18 protein-coding genes and 1 tRNA gene are annotated in these 22,392 nt (G+C 71.8%); 10 read left to right on the top strand and 9 right to left on the bottom strand.

Annotation, left to right across the window (positions count from 1 at the left end; genetic code table 11):
- Positions 1-6: 6 nt before the first annotated feature.
- From OG623_RS22910 to glmS, 7 genes are all read left to right on the top strand, one after another.
- Positions 7-1,173, top strand: coding sequence for an acyl-CoA dehydrogenase family protein (locus tag OG623_RS22910; RefSeq protein ID WP_406148871.1), 1,167 nt, complete (start codon positions 7-9; stop codon positions 1,171-1,173).
- 60 nt (positions 1,174-1,233) lie between these two features.
- Complete coding sequence (locus OG623_RS22905) at positions 1,234-1,452, top strand: type II toxin-antitoxin system VapB family antitoxin (protein WP_406148870.1); 219 nt, start codon at positions 1,234-1,236, stop codon at positions 1,450-1,452.
- Positions 1,449-1,859, top strand: a complete 411-nt coding sequence (locus OG623_RS22900) for a PIN domain nuclease (protein ID WP_406148868.1) — start codon at positions 1,449-1,451, stop codon at positions 1,857-1,859. The genes OG623_RS22905 and OG623_RS22900 overlap by 4 nt, the downstream gene beginning before the upstream one ends.
- A 133-nt stretch (positions 1,860-1,992) precedes the next feature.
- Positions 1,993-3,021, top strand: coding sequence for an ABC transporter substrate-binding protein (locus OG623_RS22895; RefSeq protein WP_406148867.1), 1,029 nt, complete (start codon positions 1,993-1,995; stop codon positions 3,019-3,021).
- 68 nt (positions 3,022-3,089) lie between these two features.
- Entirely contained in the window at positions 3,090-3,944 is an 855-nt protein-coding gene (locus OG623_RS22890; RefSeq protein WP_406148866.1) for a siderophore-interacting protein, read from the top strand.
- Between the two features lie 173 nt (positions 3,945-4,117).
- On the top strand, positions 4,118-4,393 hold the full coding sequence (locus OG623_RS22885; protein ID WP_406148864.1) for a hypothetical protein: 276 nt from the start codon (positions 4,118-4,120) through the stop codon (positions 4,391-4,393).
- A 56-nt stretch (positions 4,394-4,449) separates the two neighbouring features.
- Positions 4,450-6,279 carry a glutamine--fructose-6-phosphate transaminase (isomerizing) gene (gene glmS / locus OG623_RS22880; RefSeq protein ID WP_406148863.1) on the top strand — a complete coding sequence of 610 codons (1,830 nt, stop codon included), beginning with the start codon at positions 4,450-4,452 and terminating at the stop codon, positions 6,277-6,279.
- Between the two features lie 55 nt (positions 6,280-6,334).
- Here the strand turns inward: glmS and OG623_RS22875 are convergent, their stop codons facing one another.
- Positions 6,335-6,856 carry a universal stress protein gene (locus OG623_RS22875; protein WP_406148862.1) on the bottom strand — a complete coding sequence of 174 codons (522 nt, stop codon included), beginning with the start codon at positions 6,854-6,856 and terminating at the stop codon, positions 6,335-6,337.
- A gap of 824 nt (positions 6,857-7,680) precedes the next feature.
- Here OG623_RS22875 and OG623_RS22870 point away from each other — a divergent pair.
- The 3 genes from OG623_RS22870 (at position 7,681) to OG623_RS22860 (ending at position 9,732) form a co-directional block, all read left to right on the top strand.
- Complete coding sequence (locus OG623_RS22870) at positions 7,681-8,916, top strand: helix-turn-helix domain-containing protein (protein WP_406148860.1); 1,236 nt, start codon at positions 7,681-7,683, stop codon at positions 8,914-8,916.
- Between the two features lie 10 nt (positions 8,917-8,926).
- On the top strand, positions 8,927-9,532 hold the full coding sequence (orn, locus tag OG623_RS22865; RefSeq protein ID WP_406148859.1) for an oligoribonuclease: 606 nt from the start codon (positions 8,927-8,929) through the stop codon (positions 9,530-9,532).
- A 127-nt stretch (positions 9,533-9,659) separates the two neighbouring features.
- Positions 9,660-9,732, top strand: a tRNA-His gene (locus tag OG623_RS22860).
- 78 nt (positions 9,733-9,810) lie between these two features.
- Here OG623_RS22860 and OG623_RS22855 read toward each other — a convergent pair.
- From OG623_RS22855 to OG623_RS22820, 8 genes are read right to left on the bottom strand one after another with little or no spacing between them, the layout of a single operon-like run.
- Positions 9,811-10,788, bottom strand: coding sequence for an NAD-dependent epimerase/dehydratase family protein (locus OG623_RS22855; protein ID WP_406148858.1), 978 nt, complete (start codon positions 10,786-10,788; stop codon positions 9,811-9,813).
- Between the two features lie 29 nt (positions 10,789-10,817).
- Positions 10,818-11,951, bottom strand: a complete 1,134-nt coding sequence (locus tag OG623_RS22850; RefSeq protein ID WP_406148857.1) for a hypothetical protein — start codon at positions 11,949-11,951, stop codon at positions 10,818-10,820.
- A complete protein-coding gene (locus OG623_RS22845; protein WP_406148856.1) occupies positions 11,948-12,676 on the bottom strand; it encodes an HAD family hydrolase in 729 nt (242 codons plus the stop codon). Before OG623_RS22845 ends, OG623_RS22850 begins: the two co-directional genes overlap by 4 nt.
- Positions 12,669-13,925, bottom strand: coding sequence for an acetyl-CoA carboxylase biotin carboxylase subunit family protein (locus OG623_RS22840; RefSeq protein ID WP_406148855.1), 1,257 nt, complete (start codon positions 13,923-13,925; stop codon positions 12,669-12,671). The genes OG623_RS22845 and OG623_RS22840 overlap by 8 nt, the downstream gene beginning before the upstream one ends.
- A 3-nt stretch (positions 13,926-13,928) precedes the next feature.
- Positions 13,929-16,412: a non-ribosomal peptide synthetase gene (locus OG623_RS22835; protein ID WP_406148854.1), complete on the bottom strand. Its 2,484-nt coding sequence runs from the start codon at positions 16,410-16,412 to the stop codon at positions 13,929-13,931.
- On the bottom strand, positions 16,409-17,998 hold the full coding sequence (locus OG623_RS22830; RefSeq protein ID WP_406148852.1) for an AMP-binding protein: 1,590 nt from the start codon (positions 17,996-17,998) through the stop codon (positions 16,409-16,411). The genes OG623_RS22835 and OG623_RS22830 overlap by 4 nt, the downstream gene beginning before the upstream one ends.
- Complete coding sequence (locus OG623_RS22825; RefSeq protein WP_406148851.1) at positions 17,995-21,135, bottom strand: non-ribosomal peptide synthetase; 3,141 nt, start codon at positions 21,133-21,135, stop codon at positions 17,995-17,997. The genes OG623_RS22830 and OG623_RS22825 overlap by 4 nt, the downstream gene beginning before the upstream one ends.
- Positions 21,132-22,388, bottom strand: a complete 1,257-nt coding sequence (locus OG623_RS22820; RefSeq protein WP_406148850.1) for an MFS transporter — start codon at positions 22,386-22,388, stop codon at positions 21,132-21,134. Before OG623_RS22820 ends, OG623_RS22825 begins: the two co-directional genes overlap by 4 nt.
- Between the last annotated feature and the right edge of the window lie 4 nt (positions 22,389-22,392).

The following is a 22,392-nucleotide window of genomic DNA, read 5'->3' as shown; positions in this document are numbered from 1 at the left end:
GCACCCATGTCCCTTGATCACCGGCTGACCGCCGAGCACGAGGAACTGCGCCGCACCGTCGAGGAGTTCGCACACGATGTGATCGCCCCGAAGATCGGCGACTTCTACGAGCGCCATGAGTTCCCGTACGAGATCGTGCGGGAGATGGGCCGGATGGGCCTGTTCGGGCTGCCCTTCCCCGAGGAGTACGGCGGCATGGGCGGCGACTATCTCGCGCTCGGGATCGCCCTGGAGGAGCTGGCCCGGGTCGACTCGTCCGTGGCGATCACCCTGGAGGCCGGGGTCTCGCTGGGCGCCATGCCGGTGTACCGCTTCGGTACCGAGGAGCAGAAGCAGCGGTGGCTGCCGAAGCTCTGCTCGGGCGAGGCGCTCGGCGCTTTCGGGCTGACGGAGCCGGACGGCGGTTCGGACGCGGGCGGCACCCGGACGACCGCCGTGCCGGACGAGGCCACCGGCGAGTGGGTGATCAACGGTTCCAAGTGCTTCATCACGAACTCGGGTACGGACATCACAGAGCTGGTCACGGTCACGGCCGTCACCGGACGCAAGGAGAACGGCGCCCCGCGCATCTCCGCGATCATCGTCCCCTCGGGCACGCCCGGCTTCACGGTGGCCGCCCCGTACTCCAAGGTCGGGTGGAACGCCTCGGACACCCGCGAGCTGTCCTTCTCCGACGTCCGCGTCCCCGCGGCGAACCTGCTGGGCGAGGAGGGCCGCGGGTACGCGCAGTTCCTGCGGATCCTGGACGAGGGCCGGATCGCCATCTCGGCCCTGTCGACGGGCCTGGCGCAGGGCTGTGTGGACGAGTCCCTGAAGTACGCGAAGGAGCGGCACGCCTTCGGGAAGCCGATCGGCACCAACCAGGCGATCCAGTTCAAGATCGCGGACATGGAGACGCGGGCCCACATGGCCAGGGTCGGCTGGCGCGACGCGGCGTCCCGGCTGGTGGCGGGCGAACCGTTCAAGAAGGAGGCGGCCATCGCGAAGCTGTACTCATCGACGGTGGCGGTGGACAACGCCCGCGAGGCGACGCAGATCCACGGCGGGTACGGCTTCATGAACGAGTACCCGGTGGCCAGGATGTGGCGCGACTCCAAGATCCTGGAGATCGGCGAGGGCACGAGCGAGGTCCAGCGGATGCTGATCGCCCGGGAGCTGGGCATGAACGCCTGACGCGCGGTCGATGGATATACTCTCCGCAGGGATATATCCATCGACCCCAGGAGGTCCGTCATGACCAAGACCCTCGTGGACGTGGACGATCAGATGCTGGCATTCGCCCAGCGGCAGCTCGGCACGTCGACCAAGCGGGAGACGATCAACCGGGCGCTGACGATAGCCGCTGCGGTCAGTGCGGATGACCGAGCTCGATCCCTACGCTGGCTGCAGGACAATGCGGACCAGTTCCTGGACTTCGACGTCCTCGAAGAACGGGAGCGGTCGGGGCTGTGACCTACCTCGCCGATACATCTGCCATCTGGCGCCTTCTGCGGCGTCAGGTGGGAGAACCTTGGCCGCGACGCGTCGCCCAGGGGCTCGTGTCGCTCTGCCCGCCCGTGGAGTCCGAACTCATGCCGGGTCTCAGGACCGACCGGGACCACGAACCGTTTTTCACGATGCTCGGTCAGACCTTCGGGTGGGTTCCCGCACTCGAAGATCCCTGGCCGAGGATCATCGAGGTGCAGCGGGACCTCGTCGGAATCGGCCACCACCGGGGCCCCTCGCCCATCGACATCCTCGTCGCCCTCACAGCGCGGCAGCACCGGCTCACCGTGCTCCACGTGGACGACGATTTCGGCACGATCGCCAAGGTGTGCCCCGACATCGGCATGCTCCGCCTCCAGCCCCTCACCGGCTGAACGCGGGCATGCCCGGGGGCGCCCGGGGGGCCGTCTCCGCGCCCTCCCTTCCCGCGATCTGTGAGGTTAGGCTAGCCTTCCTTCGAATCGTCAGCGGGCGCCCCGGAGGGCGCGTAGGAAAGCAGACCCACTCATGTCCAACGTCCGGACCAGCCCACTCTCCCGCCGCGGCCTGCTGGCCGCCGGTGGCGCCGTCGGTCTCGGTGCCGTCCTCGCGGCCTGCGGCGACGGCGACGGGAAGAGCTCCGCCTCGGGTCAAGGTGCGGAGAAGTCCGGCCCCTGGTCCTTCAAGGACGACCGTGGGCAGACCGCCGAGGCCGGGTCCGTACCGAAGAACATCGTCGCGTTCATCGGCGTCGCCGCCGCGCTCCATGACTACGGCATCGAGGTCAAGGGCGTCTTCGGCCCGACGAAGACCTCCGACGGCAAGGCCGACGTGCAGGCCGGCGACATCGACATCAGCAAGGTCGAGCTGCTCGGCAACGTCTGGGGCGAGTTCAACGTCGAGAAGTACGCCGGTCTCGCGCCCGATCTCCTCGTCACCGCCATGTGGGAGAAGGACGCCCTCTGGTACGTGCCGGACCAGTCCAAGGACAAGATCCTCGAGCTGGCCCCGAGCGTCGCCCTGTGGGCCGCGGAGACCACCGTCCCGAAGGCGATCCAGCGCCACGAGGACCTCGCCGCCTCCCTCGGCGCCGACGTCAAGTCCCAGCAGGTCACCGACGCCAAGGCCGCGTTCGAGAAGGCGGCGGCCCGGCTGCGCGCCGCCGCCAAGGCACGGCCGGAGATCAAGGTCATGATCGGCTCGGCCAGCCAGGATCTGTTCTACGTGTCCCTCGCCAAGATGTCCGCCGACACCCTGTACTTCCAGGAGCTCGGCGTGAAGTTCGTCGAGCCGAAGGTCAACTCGGCGGGCTTCTTCGAGGAGCTGAGCTGGGAGAACGTCGACACGTACGACGCGGACATCATCATGATGGACAACCGCTCGTCGGCCCTTCAGCCCGACGCCCTGACTTCCAGGCCGACCTGGGTCCGGCTGCCCGCCGTCAAGGCCGGCCAGGTCATCCCGCGTACGACGGAGCCCATCTACTCCTACGACAAGTGCGCACCGATCCTCGACGCGCTCGCCGAGGCCATCGAGAAGGCCAAGAAGGTCAGCTGACCCCCCGGCCCTGCCGGGAGCGACTCCGGGCAGGGCCACCGCCGTTCCGGTTCCCGGGAGGACCCCGCATGACGACCGCCGCCGCATCCGCCGTCGCCCCCTACCGGTTCTTCGACCTGACGGTCCTGAGGACCAGCAGGCTGAGCCCGACCATGCAGCGCATCACGCTCGGCGGGCCGGGAGGCGACGGCTTCGTCGCCGGGGGCCGGGACCAGAGCCTCTCGATCTTCCTGCCGCAGCCCGGCCAGGACGAGGCCGTCGTACCGGTCGACGAGAACGGTGAGTGGTTCACGGCCTGGCGGGCCCTGCCGCCGGACGTCCGGGCGATCATGCGCTCCTACACCGTGCGCGCCCAGCGGTACGCCGAGGACGGCTCGACCGAGATCGACATCGACTTCGCGCTGCACGGGGACGGCGGGCCGGCCTGCCGCTGGGCCGAGGCCGCCGCCCCGGGGCAGCGGCTCACCGTGCTGGGCCCGACCGGCGAGGACAACAACGGGATCCGCTTCCAGCCACCGCGGGACGCCGCCACTGTCCTGATCTGCGCGGACGAGACGGCGCTGCCCGCCGCGTCGGCGGCACTCGAGTGGCTGCCCGCCGGGACGGAGGCCAGGGTCTGGCTGGAGGTCCCGCACGCCGGGGACCGGCTGGAGATCCGCACCGAGGCCGACGCGCACATCACCTGGCTCGTACGGGACGAGGGCGCACCCTCGGCCGTGGACGCCGTGCGCGCCACCGAGCTGCCCGGGGACGACGCCCCGTACGTCTGGATCGCCGGCGAGTCGTCCGGGGTCAAGGCGCTGCGCCGCCACTTCGTCCAGGAGCGGCGTTTCGACCGCAAGCGCATCACCTTCGTCGGCTACTGGCGGCGTGGGCTGAGCGAGGAGGAGCTGCGGGAGCAGGCGGCGCGGGTGGCCGCTTAGGGTCTGGTATCCGCTTCAACCAAACCATGCGGTCGGTTACGCGCATGCGATCCATCAAGCGCAGGAGTTCCCATACGGGACAATTGGGCCATTCGGACCTCACTTGATGAGAATCCTGCCCGATATCGGGCAGATTTCTTGCATAGCGCCCCCGATCCACGCAATATCGACCCGTGCTCGAACGCCGCCCTTCGCATGACGACCTCATCGACCACCTCGTACGCTCCACCGCGCTCCAGCGCGGCGAGGCGGCCCGGGTGATCCTCGACGTGCTGGCGTACTTCGACGAGACGACGGAGGACTTCGTCCGGCGCCGCCACCGCGAGTTGCAGGCGGGCGGCCTGGTGAACACGGAGATCTTCGAGCGGATCGCGGCCGAACTGCCGCACCGCGCGGTGGCGCCGCAGGAGCTCTCGCTCCGCCAGCTGCGCCGCATCGTCTACGGCTGAACAGGGCGAACGGCCGGGCACCGGACCTTGGTACGTCGATGGAGGGGCAGAGCTCTATGTGCGGGATCGTCGGTTACATCGGAAGGCGCGACGTGGCGCCGCTGCTGCTGGAAGGCCTCCAGCGTCTTGAGTACCGGGGCTACGACTCCGCCGGCCTCGTCATCACGGGCAAGGCACCGGCGGGCAAGCCCGGCGCGCTGCGGATGGTCAAGGCCAAGGGCCGGGTCCGCGAGCTGGAGGCCCGCGTACCCAAGCGGTTCGCCGGCACCACCGGCATCGCCCACACCCGCTGGGCCACGCACGGCGCCCCGAGCGACGAGAACGCGCACCCGCACCTGGACGCGGAGGGCAAGGTCGCCGTCGTCCACAACGGCATCATCGACAACGCCGCCGAGATCCGCGCGAAGCTCGTCGCCGACGGCGTCGTCTTCCTCTCCGACACCGACACCGAGGTGCTGGTCCACCTGGTCTCCCGCTCCCAGGCACTCACGCTGGAGGAGAAGGTCCGCGAGGCGCTGAAGTCCGTCGAGGGCACGTACGGCATCGCCGTCCTGCACTCCGACTTCAACGACCGCATCGTCGTGGCCCGCAACGGCTCCCCCGTCGTGCTCGGCATCGGCGAGAAGGAGATGTTCGTCGCCTCCGACGTGGCCGCCCTGGTCACGCACACCCGGCAGATCGTCACCCTGGACGACGGCGAGATGGCCACCCTCAAGGCCGACGACTTCCGTACGTACACCACGGAGGGCTCCACCACGACGGCCACGCCGACCACCGTGGAGTGGGAGGCCGAGTCGTACGACATGGGCGGCCACGACACCTACATGCACAAGGAGATCTCGGAGCAGGCCGACGCCGTGGACCGCGTGCTGCGGGGCCGCATCGACGACCGCTTCTCCACCGTGCACCTCGGCGGCCTCAACCTGGACGCCCGCGAGGCGCGCGGGGTCCGCCGGATCAAGATCCTCGGCTGTGGCACCTCGTACCACGCGGGTCTGATCGGCGCCGGCCTCATCGAGGAGCTGGCCCGCATCCCCGCTGACGCGGAGCCCGCCTCGGAGTTCCGCTACCGCAACCCGGTCGTGGACCCCGACACCCTGTACGTCGCCGTCTCGCAGTCCGGTGAGACCTACGACGTACTGGCCGCGGTGCAGGAGCTCAAGCGCAAGGGCGCACGCGTCCTGGGCGTCGTGAACGTCGTCGGCTCGGCGATCGCCCGTGAGGCGGACGGCGGGATGTACGTCCACGCGGGACCCGAGGTCTGCGTCGTCTCCACCAAGTGCTTCACCAACACCGTCGTGGCCTTCGCGCTGCTCGCCCTGCACCTGGGCCGCATCCGTGACCTGTCGGTCTCCGACGGCAAGCGGATCATCGAGGGGCTGCGCAGGCTGCCCGAGCAGATCGGCCAGATCCTCGAAGCCGAGGACGAGATCAAGAAGCTGGCCGAGGAGTACGCGGGCGCGCAGTCGATGATGTTCATCGGACGCGTCCGGGGCTACCCCGTCGCGCTTGAGGCCTCCCTGAAGCTCAAGGAGATCTCCTACATCCACGCCGAGGCCTATCCGGCGTCGGAGCTCAAGCACGGCCCCCTCGCGCTGATCGAGCCGGAGCTCCCCACCGTGGCGATCGTCCCCGACGACGACCTGCTGGAGAAGAACCGTGCCGCGCTGGAGGAGATCAAGGCCCGCAGCGGCCGCATCCTCGCCGTCGCCCACCGCGAGCAGGAGAAGGCCGACCACACGATCGTCGTCCCGAAGAACGAGAACGAGCTGGACCCGATCCTGATGGGCATCCCGCTTCAGCTGCTCGCCTATCACACGGCTCTGGCCATGGGCCGTGACATCGACAAGCCGCGCAACCTGGCGAAGTCGGTCACGGTCGAGTAGCCGGATACGCGAAACAGCCCCCGACGGACCGTCAGGGGCTGTTTCGCGTACTCGTTCACGGAATGACGATGACCGGGCGCTGGGCGCGGCGCGCGAGGCGGCCGGCCACGGATCCGAAGATCCGGCCCACGATGCCGTGCGTCGAGCCGACGACGATCGCGTCGGCCGAATACTCGCGGCCGACCTCCTCCAGCTCGTGGCAGATGTCCCCGCCGCGCTCCACCAGCACCCAGGGCACCTCGGTGAGATAGTCCGCGCAGGCCAGCTCGAGGCCGAGGACCTCGGTGCGGTGGTCGGGCACATCGACGAAGACGGGCGGCTCACAGCCCGCCCACACGGTGGTCGGCAGCCGGTTGGCCACATGGACGATGATCAGCCCGGAACTCAGCCTGGACGCCATACCGATGGCGTACGCGAGGGCTCGCTCGCTGGACATGGATCCGTCGAAGCCGACCACGACGCCGTGCCGGAAGGCCGGGTCGCAAGAAGGGCGCGATTCTACGACCGGCAGCGGTTCCGACCCGGGGTCGGCTACCTGCTTGCGGTCTGCGGGTTCAGGGATTTCGTGACCGGCCATCGGTGTCTCGGCGAAGAGAGTCCTCGTGAGGAGAGAGCGGTGTGGAGGTGTACCTGCGAGCAGTGAAGCTGTGTCCGGGAAACATCTTCCCAACCCCTTACCCCAAGGGTACGGCGCCATTCCTCCACTGCCCAGCCTTCGCACATCGCAGGCGGGCGATGGAGGGAGCATGCCGGAGATCGCCCCCTATGGCAATGCCGGTTGCGTCGTACATCCAGCTCGCGCGGGCTTCCACAGGTTCCGGCCACGGTGTCCGGCGGACACTCTCGGTGACTCCGGCGAGACGGCCGAATGTGCCACCCACCCCTCTGGACCGGGGCGTCACACCACGCCATCATGCAATTGCACAACGTTCAACTTCGGAGCCCGGATGGTCACGAGAGGCCCCAGAGGCGCGTGGAAGCTCCCGTGCACAGGGGGCGCACGCCGGTCGCATGACTGAAATACGCGCACGCAACCATCGTTTTTCAGCCAACTTCACCACCCCTCGGTTCCCTTGGTCCCACGGCCGTCCAACCCGCGTGCCACCAGGCAGGAATAGACCGCGCGGTACGCTTTGACCCTATGGGGACCGGCCATGATCACGATGCGCACTTCCCTGAGGGGCTCGCGGGTGAAACCCTTCGACATCGAATGCTTCGCGCCAAGTTGCCTTGTCGACATAGTGCCGGTGGGGGAACGTGTCACGTCGGCACCACGGGACGCAGTAGATTCGATCATGAGTGTCGAGGACGGGGGACTCGTGCGAGACCGAGGGGAAACGTGCAGGAGCGACAGGCCCGTAGGGACCAGGGAGACGCGAACACCGAGGGGGGCTTAGCGTCATGAGCCAGGACTCCGCCACCGCAACGGAGGCCGCACGGAAACTGAGCGGGCGGCGACGCCGGGAAGTCGTAGCCGTACTGCTGTTCAGTGGCGGCCCGATCTTCGAGAGCTCCATCCCGCTCTCAGTTTTCGGAATCGACCGGCAGGACGCGGGCGTTCCGCGCTACCGCCTGCTGGTCTGCGGGGGCGAGGAAGGGCCGCTGCGCACCACCGGCGGGCTCGAACTCAGCGCGCCGTACGGCCTGGAGGCGATCAGCAGGGCCGGCACCGTCGTGGTGCCCGCCTGGCGGTCCATCACCTCACCGCCTCCCGCAGAGGCACTGGACGCGCTGCGCCGCGCCCACGAGGAGGGCGCCCGCATCGTCGGACTCTGCACGGGGGCGTTCGTCCTCGCCGCGGCCGGCCTGCTGGACGGCCGCCCGGCCACCACGCACTGGATGTACGCACCGACGCTGGCCAAGCGCTATCCGTCGGTGCACGTCGATCCGCGTGAGCTGTTCGTCGACGACGGCGACGTGCTCACCTCGGCCGGAACGGCGGCCGGAATCGATCTGTGTCTCCACATAGTCCGTACCGACCACGGCACCGAGGCGGCCGGTGCGCTGGCGCGCCGGCTCGTCGTACCGCCGCGGCGCAGTGGCGGCCAGGAGCGCTACCTCGACAGGTCTTTACCCGAGGAGATCGGCTCCGACCCGCTCGCCGAGGTCGTGGCCTGGGCGCTGGAGCATCTCCACGAGCAGTTCGACGTGGAGACGCTGGCCGCGCGCGCCTACATGAGCCGGCGGACCTTCGACCGCAGGTTCCGCTCGCTCACGGGCAGCGCACCGCTCCAGTGGCTGATCACCCAGCGCGTGCTGCAGGCGCAGCGGCTGCTCGAAACCTCCGACTACTCCGTGGACGAGGTGGCGGGCCGCTGCGGCTTCCGCTCGCCGGTCGCCCTGCGCGGGCACTTCCGCCGCCAGCTGGGCTCCTCCCCCGCCGCGTACCGGGCCGCCTACCGGGCCCGCCGTCCGCAGGGCGGGGCGCTGGAGAGCGTCACCGCGGTGCTGGAGACGTCCGTACCCGCCCAGGGCACGGCGGCGGGGAGCCGGAGGGCCGCCGCGGCGGCCTCGGCAGGCCCTTCGCCGGTCACAGCGGCGGCCGCTCCCGGCGGCCCCGCGGATCGCGTCGGAGCGGCTCCGGAGGCTTACGTTCCCGGTCGCCCGGCACTGCCGGGGCAGCGCAGCGCCCCGTAGGGTGGGGCCCATGAACGACCGCATGGTGTGGATCGACTGCGAGATGACCGGGCTCTCGCTGACGGACGACGCACTCATCGAGGTGGCCGCACTGGTCACCGACTCGGAACTGAACGTGCTCGGTGAAGGGGTGGACATCGTGATCCGCCCCCCGGACGCGGCCCTGGAGACCATGCCCGAGGTGGTGCGGCAGATGCACACCGCCTCGGGCCTCCTCGAAGAGCTGGCCGGGGGCACGACCCTGGCCGACGCGGAGGAGCTGGTCCTGGCGTACATCCGCGAGCATGTGAAGGAGCCGGGCAAGGCCCCGCTGTGCGGAAACACGGTCGGCACCGACCGAGGCTTCCTGGCGCGTGACATGCCGTCGCTGGAGGGCTACCTCCACTACCGGATCGTCGATGTGTCCTCGGTCAAGGAGCTGGCGCGCCGCTGGTACCCGAGGGCGTACTTCAACAGTCCGGACAAGAACGGCAACCACCGGGCCCTGGCCGACATCCGCGACTCCATCACGGAGATGCGTTACTACCGGGAAGCGGTCTTCGTCCCGCAGCCGGGCCCCGACTCGGCCCGCGCCAAGGAGATCGCGGCGCGCCTCACGCCGTCCTCCGGAGAGTAACGGCCTCATGCGCAGGTCACGGGCCCTCCGGGGCCCGTGCACCCGCCCTGGAGAACCGGGGCGCGAGCACCCGCTCGGACCCTGTACACTTTTTCTCGGCCGGTCAGGAAAGCGACCGGGCGACATGGTGGGTATAGCTCAGCTGGCAGAGCACCTGGTTGTGGTCCAGGATGTCGCGGGTTCAAGTCCCGTTACTCACCCTTTCAGGGAAGCCCCTGACCTGCGAAAAGCGGGTCAGGGGCTTCTTCGTTACCCGAGTCGGGCGGTCCCGCGTCCCGTCACCCCTTCAAGAGCAGTGCCTCCGCCTCCTCGCTCAGGCCGTCCGCGAGCTTCACCTCCCCGTCCGGGACCGTCCGCTGCCAGAGCCAGGTGTCGTGGACCGTTTCGGCGGCCGGACGGCAGTGGAGGCCCGTGGCGTGGGCCCGGGAGACGTCCCCGGCGTGGATCGCGGCGTGGAAGTCCGTGCCGGGCGGTGCCCAGACGGGGAGGTCGGTCCAGGGGGAGAGACCTGCGGCGGCGATCGCGCCGGGTGACTTCCAGCGGAGCTCGGCGTCGGCGCCCGTGACACGTACACAGGTGTCCAGGACTTCGCCGATGGTGGTGTGGCCCGGTCGCGAGACCAGGTTGTACGGGCCGGACAGCTCCGCCTCCAGGGCGTCCAGGAGCCACGTGGCCAGGTCGCGCACGTCGATGTACTGGAGGGGGGTGTCCCGGGGGCCGGGGGCCGGGATCTCGCCGCCCCTGGCGATGCGGGACAGCCACCACGGGAGGCGGCCCGCGTTCTCACGCGGGCCCAGGATCAGTCCCGGGCGGACCAGGAGGGTGCGGGCCGCCCCGAATTCGCGCAGCACCGCCAGCTCCGCGCCCCGCTTGTCGGACGCGAAGTCGGTGCTCTCCGCGTCCGGGTCGCCCTCGGCCAGCGGTCCGGACTCGTCCAGTCCCGCCGGGGCCGGCCAGGCGTACACCGAACGGCTGGAGGCGAAGGCGTAGCGTCCGGTGCGCCCGGCCAGCAGCCGGGCCGTATCGCGCACCCTGGCCGGGGCGCCCTGCCATGTGTCGACGACCGCGTCCCACTCGCCCGTCGCGAGGGCGTCCAGGCCGTCCTCCCGGGTCCGGTCACCGTGCAGGACGTGTACGCCGGGCGGGGCCGGGTGCTCGCCCCGGTGGAAGACGGTCACGTCCCAGCCCCGGGCGACCCCGGCCGTGGCGGCCTCCCGCCCCGCGAAGTCCGTTCCGCCCAGCAGCAACAGCCTCATTCCGGCTCCTCCGTGCAGTTGGTGTCCGGTCACCGCCCGGTGCGGTCCCGGTACGCGCCGAAGCGCTCGGCGATCTCCTGGGCGCGCCCCTCGGCCTCCGACAGCTTCATGTCGGGGCAGTCGTAACCGAGCTCCTCCTTCATGATCGCCATGGCTGAGGGCTCGAAGACGACAGTGCCGTCCGCGCGGATCTCGCTGATGCCGTCGTGAAGCTGGCCGGATGCGTTGATGGCGCGCGCCTCGTCCGCCGTCATGCCGTCGGGAAGCAGCACGCGGAACTTGCCGTCCTCGATCGCCACCGGGTATCCACCGATCATTCCGTCCACGCCGGGCGCGTGGACCACCGCGTCGCGCCGGTCGACCAGCGGCTCGAGGACGCTGAGCGCCGAGGACGCGGTCATCGTCTGGCCCGGCAGGCCGCCGGTGCGGCGGTACCGGCCGGGGAGGCGGTCCAGGAGGGCCGCCACATCCAGGCCGGCGGTGACGTCGCGGCCGCCGAGGCGGATACCGAGGCCCATGCCGGCGGGGCCGCTGTTGCCGGTGCGGGAGAGGCGGTGCGAGACGTAGTGGTGGGCGACCAGGCGCACTTCCACGTCGGCGGTGGAGCAGCCCAGCTCGTCGGCTGCGGCGGTGGTGATGCCCGGTACGTTGTTGGCGACGTTGCCGATGCCGATGTCAGGGGAGAGGCCGGCCGCCGCGAGCGCGGGGTGCACCGCGTCGGGGTAGGCGGCGTTGACGACCAGCGCCTGGGTGCCGGAGAGGCGGACGGCCTCCATGGCCTTCATCACCGGGACGAGGTGCATGGGCAGCCACGGGCCGTAGTTGGCGGCGTACACCCGCTGGAAGGCGTCCTGCCGGAGTGTGGAGATGACCCACCAGGACTGGTAGCTGACGGCCAGGAAGATGAAGTCGGGGGCGAAGGCGGCTATCCGCTCGGCGGTGCGCGCCACGTCCGTGATGTCGGTCCCCGCGTGGCTGACGTCGGTGGTGTGTCCGCGCTGGACGCTGCAGAAGCGGGTCAGGTTGGCGGCCTTGAGTACGGTCTCCTCGTCCCGGCCGACGAGCTGGACATGGCGGGCGCCGGGGCTGTGGGCCAGCTCGTGGAAGACCCGGCGGCCGATGTCACCGGCACCCAGGACCATGATCTTGCGGGCGTTGCTCATGAGACACCTCCGAGATGTGCGGCAGCGGCGAAGGGTGCGGGTGCGGGCGCCGTCGGACGGGCGTCACGGACCAGTCGGGGCAGCGAGCGCATGGACGGGAAGGTGACGGCACCCTCCCTGTGGGGCGGGGTCGCCGGGTCGGCGGTGTACTGCAGGACCCGCATCCCGGCGGCCACGGCGGCGTCCACACCGACCGGGCTGTCCTCGACCACGACACACTCGTCGGGTGTGACGCCGCACCGGTCGGCGGCGTGGCGGAACAACCGTGGGTCGGGCTTCCAGGCGTCGACGTCGTACGCCGAGAAGAGCCGGCCGTCGAAGTGGTGCAGGATCCCCGCCTTGTCCAGGCGGCTCTCCATGATGGCGAGCGGGCTGTTGGAAGCCACGCACATGCGGTCGCCCCAGGCGGCGGCGAGCTGTTCGACGGCGTACGCGACGCCGTCGATGGGCTCGATGCGGTCGCCGATCAGCTCCTCGCACCTGGCACGGGCCATCGCCATGGCGTCCTGCGGCGGGGCGGTTCGCGCCAGGTCCGCCATCAGGTCGATGCACTCCTGCATCTTCTTGCCGGAGAACAGCTCGTCCCGCTGCTCCTTGTCCAGGCGCAGCCCCATCAGCTCACCGACGTGGGCGATCCCGCCGTTCTCGGCGTCCTGCGTGTCGACCAGGACGCCGTCCAGGTCGAAGACGACGAACGGGGCGCCCTGCACGGGGAACTCACTCATAGTCGATCCAGTCCACGCTCTCGATGGCGGCGACGGTCATGGCGAGTTCCTCGTGGCTCGCGGCGGAGCCGATGACGGCCGCCGTGTTCCCGCGTGCGCCGATCCGCCAGTCCGCGTCCGCGCCCGGCTCGGCGAGCACGACGACCCGGTCCACGTGGGCGAGGCGGCGCAGCGCGGAGACCCCTCGGATCGCGCGCACCCGGCGGGCGCCGGCGGGTGGCACGGTCAGGTAGTGGAAGGCGATCGGCCCGCCCTGCTTGACCTCGGGGGTCTCGTACGGGAGGCCGAGTGCGGCGGCGACCGCCACGTATGCCGGGTCGGAGGTGCCGGAGCGGACCGCGAGGTCGTCGACCCAGGCGCCGAGCCGGCCGTTGACCTCGATGACCCGGGGGCCTTCGGCGGTCAGTTTGATCTCGACGTCGGCGACGCCGTGGATGTTCAGGGCGCGCACCGCGCGGCAGGCCAGGTCGCGGACCTCTCTCTCCTCCGCCTCCGGTACGACGGAGAATCCGCCGTAGCCGCCCCGCTCGCGGAACGGCTCGGCGAGGGCGAACTTGCTGGTGACGAAGACCGGCCGCACGTCGTCGCCGTCGGCGACGCAGTCCACCGCGATGTAGTCGCCCCAGGGTGCCGGGGTCGGCCTCCCGGCCAGGAGCTCCTCCAGCATCACGGCCGTCTCGGCGGGCCCGCCCCCGTCCCCCGTGAAGACCTCGGCGAGGGCCGTCCTGCACTCCTCGGGGGTGGTGACGGCCTGGGTGTTGCGGCTGGACGCCCCCTTCACCGGCTTGATGATGGCGGGGAGTCCGACGTGGGCGATCGCCTCGTCCGCCTGCGCCGGACCGGTCAGAGTACGGAAGCGCACGCTGTCGACGCCCGCCTCGGCGAACCGTCTGCGCTGGAGGTCCTTGTGGGTGATGGCGTCGACGTCGGCGGAGCGGTGGTAGCGCAGGCCGAGGGACTCGGCGAGCCGGACGGTGGGGGTGATCTGGAACTCGCTGAAGGTGATGATGCCTGCCGGGGCGAGCGACCGCAGCGCCGCCTCGGTCTCCGCCTCGGTGCGGCCCGCGGTGTTCACCACGGTGCCGACCATCTCCAGGGCCGGGATCATCTCCTGGGCGTGCTCGGTGTCCGCGGCCACGAACACCAGGTCGCAGCCCGCCCGCCGGGCCGCCTCGGCGAGCCGGGTGGGTGCGAGGCTGCCGGCGTCGTAGACGACGAGCAGGACAGGGGTGCCGGGGGTCTCGGTCATCGGTCAGCCTCCGGCCGGGAACGCGCCGGTGCGGCGGGCGACGGTCAGGGCCCCCGCGAGCGACTCGACGGTCGGGTAGGTGAACAGGGTCCGCACCGGTATCTCCATGCCGAAGTCCTCCTGGAGCCGGAGCGCCACCCGGGTCGCGGTCAGCGAGTCACCGCCCAGGTCGAAGAAGTCGTCCTGGGCGCCGACCTCGTCCGCGTACAGCGTCTGGGCCCACACCCGGGCGACCGCCCGCTCGGCGGAGGTACGCGGCGCGATGAACTCGGCTTCCAGGCCGCCGCGTCCGCCGTCCGGGGCGGGCAGGGCGTTTCGGTCGGTCTTGCCGCTGGTGGTCAGCGGCAGCCGGTCCAGGCAGACATACGTGCCGGGCACCATGTAGCTGGGCAGGGTGCGTCCGCACCAGTCGCGCAGCGCACCGACACCGGGCGCCGGGCGGCCGGTGACCGGGACGGCGTAAGCCACCAGTGTCCTCTCGCCGGGTATGTCCTCGCGTACGGTGACGGCGCAGGAGCCGATGTCCGCGTGAGCGAGCAACGCCGCCTCGATCTCGCCGAGTTCGATGCGGAAGCCACGCACCTTGACCTGGTCGTCGAGACGGCCGAGGAACTCCAGTTCGCCGCCCGGCAGCCAGCGCACCAGGTCGCCGGTGCGGTACAGCCGCCCGGCGGCGAACGGGTTCGCGGTGAAGCGTTCGGCGGTCAGGTCGTCGCGGCCGAGATAGCCGCGGGCCACACCGGCGCCGCCGACGAGCAGCTCGCCGGGTACGCCGACGGGGACCGGGCGGTCCGCGTCGTCGACGACGTACAGCTCCGTGCCGGCGGTGGGGCGGCCGATGGGGATCGCGCCGGTGGTGTCGGTGATCTCGGCGACGGAGGCGTAGACGGTGGTCTCCGTGGGGCCGTAGCCGTTGAGGAGACGGGTGCAGACGCGCAGCATCCGTGCGGCGAGGCCGGCGGGCAGCGCCTCGCCCGCGGCAAGGATCTCCAGGGCACGCGGCCGGTCCCCGAGGGCGTCGAGAAGCGGGCGCAGAGCGGACGGCGTCGCCTGTACGAGGGTGACGGCGTGCCGGTCCACGAGCTCGACGAGGGCGGGCGGGTTGTGGATCTGGTCCTGGTCCGCTCCGATGATCCGGCCACCGGTGATCAGCGGCAGGAACACCTCGACCGCCGCGATGTCGAAGGTGGCCGATGTGGTGAACAGGACCCGCTCGCCGGCCGGCCCGGGGAAGGTGTCCCGCATCCCGCACAGCAGGTTGTGGAGGCCGCCCCGGGTGACGGCGACGCCCTTGGGGGTGCCGGTGGAGCCGGAGGTGTGGAGGACGTAGGCGAGGTGCTCCGGCCCGGCGGCCGCAGCCGGTTCCACGACGGCGGAGGCGGCGATCGCCGCGCGGTCCGTGTCCACCGCGACGAGGGTGCGCGGGCGGGGCGCGTCGCCGGCGGAGAGCAGCCCGCGCAGCGACTCCTGGGTGACGACGACCGGCGCGGCCGTGTCCCGCAGGACGAACTCCAGGCGGGCGGCCGGGTGCTGGGGGTCGAGGGGCACATACGCCGCACCCGACCTGAGCACCGCGAGCAACGCCACGATCAGTTCGGGGCCGCGCTCCAGGCAGACCGCGACGGGCACGTCGGGCCCGGCGCCGAGGCCTCGCAGGTGGTGTGCGAGGCGGTCGACGCGGTGGTCGAGCTCCTGGTAGGTGATCTCCTCGGCGCCGAAGACCACCGCGACGGCCTCGGGCGTCCGCCCTGCCTGTTCGGCGACCTGTCCGGCCACGTCGTGCCCGAGGGGGAACGCGGCGCGGCCCCGCCCCCAGTCGGTGAGCAGCAGTTCACGCTCGGCGGCGGTGAGCGGGTCGAGGCCGCTCAGCGGGAGGCCGGGGGCCCCGGCGATCACGGTGAGCAGGGTGAGGTAGGCGTCGGCGAACCGGTCGGCGCTCGCGGCGTCGAACAGCTCGGACGCGTAGTCGACGCGCAGGACGAGACCGGCATCCAGACCCTCGTGGCCCAAGGCCAGGTCGGGCGGGCAGACACCGTCCGGCGCGTAGGCCGCGCCGTCCGTGAACACCGCCTGGACGAAGGGGTGGTGGCCGGCACCGGTGTCCGTCGCGGACTCGGCGGCGAGGCGGGCCGGTGACAGTGTGGTGGCCCGGCCGCGGTTGAGTGCGGCGTCCGCCCGCGTCACGAACTCGGCGAAAGCGGGGTCTCCGGTCAGATCGGCGCGTACGACGGAGAGTTCACCACCCGTGCCGGGCACGCCCACGGCGAGGTCCTGCTTCCGGGTCCACCGGCTGAGCAGCACCTGGTAGGCGGCGAGCAGCACGGCGTTCAGCGGGGTGCCGTACTCGGCGGCCGCCTTGCGCAGCGCCTGCACGGTGTCGGCCGGGACGGTGCGGGTGAGCCGGCCCAGGGCGCCCGTGCGCACCGAGGGGCGCGGCCGGTCGGTCGGCAGCTCCAGCGGTTGCAGCTCCGGCAGTGCGTCGGTCATGACCCCTCCGTGGTGTCGAGGATCCGCGCCAGTGCCTTGCGGTCCGTCTTTCCGTTGTCGTTGAGCGGCAGCCCGCCCGGCAGGTGGGTGAGCGTGGCGGGCACCATGTGCAGCGGCAGCAGCTCGCGCAGCCAGGCGTCGAACCGCTCCGGGTCCACCTCGCGGCCCGCGTACGCGGCGACGAGACCGGTCTCGCCGTCCGGGCCCGGCAGAGCGAGCACCGCGGCGTCGATGACGTGCGGGTGGCGGCGCACGGCCGCCTCGGCCTCCCCGAGCTCCATGCGGACGCCACGCACCTTGACCTGCTGGTCGAGGCGGCCCAGGTGCACGTAGAGCCCGTTCTCCCGGCGGACCTGGTCACCGGTGCGGTACCAGTGCCGGTCCGTCATCGCGCCGCTGCCGTCGTAGCTGACGGCGGGGCCGCCGTCAGCCTCGTAGGACACGAACCGCCCGGTGTTCTCGCGCGGGTCGAGGTAGCCGTCGAAGCGCTGCGGGCCGCGCACGCACAGCTCGCCCTCGTCGGCGGCCAGGCCGTCGGCGTCCAGCAGCACCAACTCCATGCGCGGGAAGGCCACACCGATCGGGACCGTGCCGTGGGTGAACTCCGGCCAGCTCGAACTCGGCCCGGACAGGCCGTGGTTGGTGACGCACACGGTCAGCTCGGTGGGCCCGTACACGTTGTGGATCTGTGAGTTCGGGGCGACCGCACGCCACAGCTCGGCGTGTTGCGCGGTGAGCGGCTCCGCGCCGAACATGCTGTGCCTGAGGGTGACCGCGCGGCCCAGCGGCAGGTTGCCCAGGCGCTGCGCCTCGCGCACCACCGAGGGCACCGAGAACCAGTGGGTGAGCCTCCGGTTCACGATGAACTCGACCGGGTCGTACAGCTCGGCGGCCAGCGGCGCCACCAGAGTGGCACCGCCACCCCAGACCCCGAACAGGTCGAAGAGGTGCGCGTCGAACGTCAGACCGAAGGTCTGGGTGAGCCGGGCGCCCGGCGCGACCTCGTACCGCTCGATGGTGTGAGTGAGGTAGGACGAGGCGTTGCGGTGCCGGATCGGCACGCCCTTGGGCTGGCCGGTGGAGCCCGATGTGAACAGCAGGTACGCCTCGCCGTCCGGGTCGTCGGGGACCGGCGGCAGCGACTCCTCCAGTACGTCGGTGAGGTGGCCGTCGGCCCGCTCCTCCTCGTCGAGCTCGACGACGGTCGGCCTGTGACGCTCGGGCAGCAGAGCGAAGATCCCTGCCGACCGGGGGTCCACCAACGCCACTGCCACGCCCGCCCTCTGGGCGATGTCGAGGTTGCGCTGCGCGGGGTGACCGGGGTTGAGCGGGACGATGCTCGCGCCGAGCCGCTGGATCGCCAGGTAGCCGGCGTACGCGGCGACCGAGCGGGTGGCGGCGAGTGCCACCCGGGCGGGCGGTGAGCCGTGCTTGCGCGCGATGCGGTCGGCGAGGGTGAGCGCGAGCGAGCGTAGCTCGCCGTAGGTCAGTACCTCGTCGCCGATCTCCAGAGCGGGCAGGCCGGGGTGGCGCAGTGCCGATTCCTCGAACCACTGGTAGAGCGTGCGCTGTTGGCGGTCGTTCATCTCTTCCTCGGTCTCGGTGTGCTGGTCCGGCGGGCCCGGCCCCGCGCGCGCATGGCCTCCGCGCGGGCCTGGGCCCGGTTCTCGCCGCGCTCCCCGGCGGACGGCGGGGCGTCCGTGGCGGGCGCGCCGCCCAGGAAGGCGGCCATGGCCTTGACGGTGGAGTGGCGGAACAGGTCCACCACGTCGACCTCGCGGCCCAGAGCGGCGCGCAGCCGGTCGCGCAGGCGGATCAGGAGCAGCGAGTTGCCGCCCGCGTCGAAGAAGTTCTCCGCTGCTCCGACGCTCCGGCCGAGCGTCTGCTCCCAGGCCGCGGCGACGATCCGCTCGGTGTCGCTCACCGGCCCGCCGCCGGCCTCGTCGGCCGGCCGCCCGGCCTGTGCGGCGGCCGCCTCCGCGAGCAGCCCGGCGATCCGCTCCCGGTCGGGACGCCCGCCGGGCAGCAGCGGAAGCCGGCCGGCCACGTGCAGCCGGGTGGGCAGCAGGTAGCCGGGCAGCAGGCCCCGGAGGTGGGTGTGGAGGGCGTCGGCGGTCAGCTCCTCGCCTGGCACGGCCGCCACGACTGCCGCGAGGGCGCCGTCCGCCGGGTCGGTGAGGACCTGCGCCCGTGCGACGCCGGGGTGTGCGAGCAGCGCGGCCTCGGTGTCGATGCCGGCCACGCGGACGCCGCGCACCAGCGTGCGGTCGGCAGCCCGGCCGGCGAACACGAGCCGTCCGTCGGGGAGCCGGCGAGCCAGGTCACCGGTGGCGAACAGGCGTGCGCCGGGCTCGCCGCCGAACGGGTCGGGCAGGAACCGCTCGGCGGTGCGGCCCGCCCGGTCCAGGTAGCCCCGGGTGACGGCCGGGCCACCGATGTACAACTCGCCGGCCGCGCCGGGCACCGCGAGCTCGCCGCGCGCGTCCAGGACGTACGCGGTGGCGCCGGCCGGCAGCCCGAGGGGCAGCGGGCCGTAGTCCTCGCCGTGGGGCGCGTCGGCCGGACCCGCGAGCGCGGGGCCCGCCGTCTCGGCGCAGGAGTACAGCTGGTGCACGGGCCCGGCCCCGGCGGCCCGCGCGGCATCGAGGGTCTGCGGGAACAGGGGCTCGCCGGTGGTCAGTACGGCGACCGGCGCGCCGCTCGTGAGCAGCTCCGCGAGCTCGGCGGGGGCTGCCAGCACGGTGGCCTCGTCACCGCCGGCCGGGACGATCGCACGGCCGCCCCTGGTCAGCGGTCCGAACAGCTCCAGGAAGGCGGCCGGCGAGCCCGGCGCCCCCAGCTGGAGGACCGCGTCGAAGGTGGTCGCGGGCAGTTCGCGGTGGGCCCACCGCAGCCGGGACACCAGGTTGCGGTGCTCGGCGACGACCGCGCGCGGTTCGCCGGTCACGCCCGACGTCCGCAGCACCCAGGCGGCGTTGCGCGCCGTGACGCGTACGGCGTCCGGCGTCCTGCCGGGCCCGCTCTCGTCCTCCGGGTCCAGTACGTCGACCCTGGTGCGGTCGAACAGCGCACTGGAGAAGACGTCCGCGATGACCGTCGCCGCCCCCGCGTCGTCCAGGGCGAGCCGAAGCAGGAACGCGGGCAGCTCCGGGTCGAGCGGCACGCACGTCCCGCCCGCCCTGACCACGCCCAGCTGGGCGGCGGCGAGCGAGAAGGACTTGGGAACGCACACCCCGACGGGGGTCTCGGGGCCCACCCCGAGCGCCCGCAGGCGCGCCGCGATCCGGCCGGCCACCCGGTCGAGGTCGCGGTAGGTCCAGGTGCGGGCCCCGGCGGCCACAGCGACCGAGTCGGGGGTGCGGGCGATCTGCTCGGCGACCAGCTGGTGCAGACAGCTCTCGTCCTCGTACGCCGCCGGGGGCGCCGGGGGCTCGGAGCGCAGCAGAGCGGAGACCCGGGCCGCAGGATCGGCGCCGGCCCGTTCCAGGACGGCGCGCAGCCGGGCGAGCAGCAGCTCGACGGTGGCCTCGTCGAAGAGGTCGGTGCGGTAGTCGGCGAGGGCGAGCAGACCGTCGGCGGTCTCGACGGTGTCGATCGCCAGGTCGGTCTTCATGGTGGGGAGCCGCAGCTCGGCGGCGGCGAACCGGGCGCCGGCCGCATCGTGGACGGGCGCGGCGGGCGAGTGCGTGTACATGACCTGGTAGAGCGGGTGGTAGCTGGGGTCCCGGGCGATCCCGAGCCGGTTCATGACCTCGTCGACGGGGAGGTCGGGGTGGTCGAGGGCGTCCAGGAGGTCGCCGCGCACCCGGCCGGTCAGCTCGCCGAACTCCGGGTCGCCGGCCAGCTCGCCGCGCAGCACGACGGGCCGGGTGAGGTAGCCGATGACGCCGGCGCTGCCGGTGGTGTCACGCCCGGAGACGGCCATGCCGGTCAGCACGTCGGTGGAGCCGTACTGGCTGAGGACCACGTCGACGGCCGCCTTGAACACCATGAACAGGCTGGCGCGCCTGGTGCGGGCCAGCCGGCGCAGGGGCTCCACCACCGTCGCGGGTACGCGGATGGTGACCCGGCCGCCCGCGTGCCCGGCACCGGCACGGCGCGGCCCGGCGAGCGGGAGTTCCAGGAGGCCGGGGGCGTCGGCCAGGCGCCGTGTCCAGTAGGCGAGCCGCTCGGGCCCGGCCTCCTCGTCCCGCGCGGTGCGCTCGGCGAGGAACTCCCCGTAACCGACGGCCGGCCAGGGCAGCGGATCGGGCAGGCCCCGCGCGAACGCGTCGTAGAGGGCGGCGAGTTCGGTGGTGAACAGCTCCAGCGACGCACCGTCGAAGACGATGTGGTGGACGCCGACGAGGAGCCGGTGCCGCGTCTCGCCGATGCGCAGCAGCAGGACACGCAGCAGCGGCCCGCCGTCGAGGTCGAAGGGGGTGCGGGCGAAGGTGTCCGCGAGCTCCGCCGCCTCCTCCTCGGTGGCCTCGACGTGGTCGAGGCGGACCGGAGCGGGCTCCCCGATCCGCTGGACGGGCGCGCCGTCGGCGTCCCGCACGAGCCGCACCCGCAGCGCGTCGTGCCTCAGGACCAGGGTGTCCAGGGCACGCCGCAGGGCGTCGCCGTCGAGCGGGCCGTCGACCGTGACGGCGAAGGGGATGCTGAAGAACGGGTCGCCGGGGCGCAGCTGGCCGAGGGCCCACAGTCTGCGCTGGGCGGGGGTCAGGGGAAGGGTGTTCACGCGACGGCCTCCGTTCCGGGGCTGCCCGCCCTCTCGCCGGCACCGGCGCGCGGTCTGCGGACGAGGAAGAGCAGGGCGACGAACAGCAGCACCGCACCGGAGCCCACGATGGAGGCGGCGATGCCGACGAGTCCGGCGAGGAGGCCGCCGGCGACCACGCCGAGGACGGTGAAGTTGACCATCAGGGCGTTGAGCAGGCCGACGCCGCGTCCACGCAGCTCCTCGGGCAGGTCACCCAGCAGCGTGTTGGCGACCGGCACCTGGAAGAGCCCCGAGCCGAGTCCGGCGAGGACGCACCAGAGCAGGACGACGGTCAGACCGAGGCCGCCCCGCTCGGTGGCGTCCCACACGGTGCCGGTGGGCGCGAGCAGCAGCAGGGACACGCCGAACAGCACGATCGAGCCGATGAGCAGTCCCCGGTCGGAGTACCGGCGCACCAGCGGCGGACCGGTGAGTGCGCCGATCACGCACCCCGCGCCGAACCCGGCCTGCGTCACTCCGTACTCGAAGGCGGGCAGTTCGAAGACGTTGAGGAGCTGGGAGTTGAGGTTGGTGGTGAACAGGCCGAGTACCAGCATCACCGGGACCATGACGATCGCCAGGAACCGCAGCGACGGCACGGCGAGCACACCGGAGATCCCGGTACGCAGCGCCTTCCAGTACCCCTCACGGCCGCTGTCGGCACCGCGCACGGGTACCTCCCGCAGCACCGCCATGCTGGCCAGCAGCAGCGCCGAGACCACGAACGTCGCGGCGTCGATGACGAAGACCGTGGTGACACTGCCGAACGCGATGAGGAATCCCCCGAGCGCGGGACCCACCAGGTTGAGGGTGTGATTGGTGGACTGGAAGAGGGCTACGGCCGTCGGGATGCTGTGCCCGCGCACGATCAGCGGTATCGCGGTGATGCGGGCCGTCTCGAAGAAGGCCTTGGCCACGCCGCTGAACAGGATGAGTACGAGCAGCAGCGGGGGCGAGTCCCGTACGGCGATCATCGCGAGCACCAGGACGACGCGGACCACGTCCGAGCCGACCATGAGCAGCCGGGCAGGCAACCGGTCGGCCAGCGGTCCGACGAACGCACCGAGCACGCCGAAGGGCAGCAACTGCGCGATGACGACCAGGGACACGTACAGGACCGGGTCCTCGGTCTCGGTGGCCACCACGTAGATCAGGGTGATCTTCGTGATGGCGTCACCGAGGAAGGAGGCGACCACCGCCAGCCAGTACCGGAGGTATGTCCGGTCCCTCATCAGC

Source organism: Streptomyces sp. NBC_01012 (assembly GCF_045162755.1).
Lineage (GTDB): Bacteria > Actinomycetota > Actinomycetes > Streptomycetales > Streptomycetaceae > Streptomyces.
This window is presented reverse-complemented; position numbering and strand designations above follow the sequence as displayed.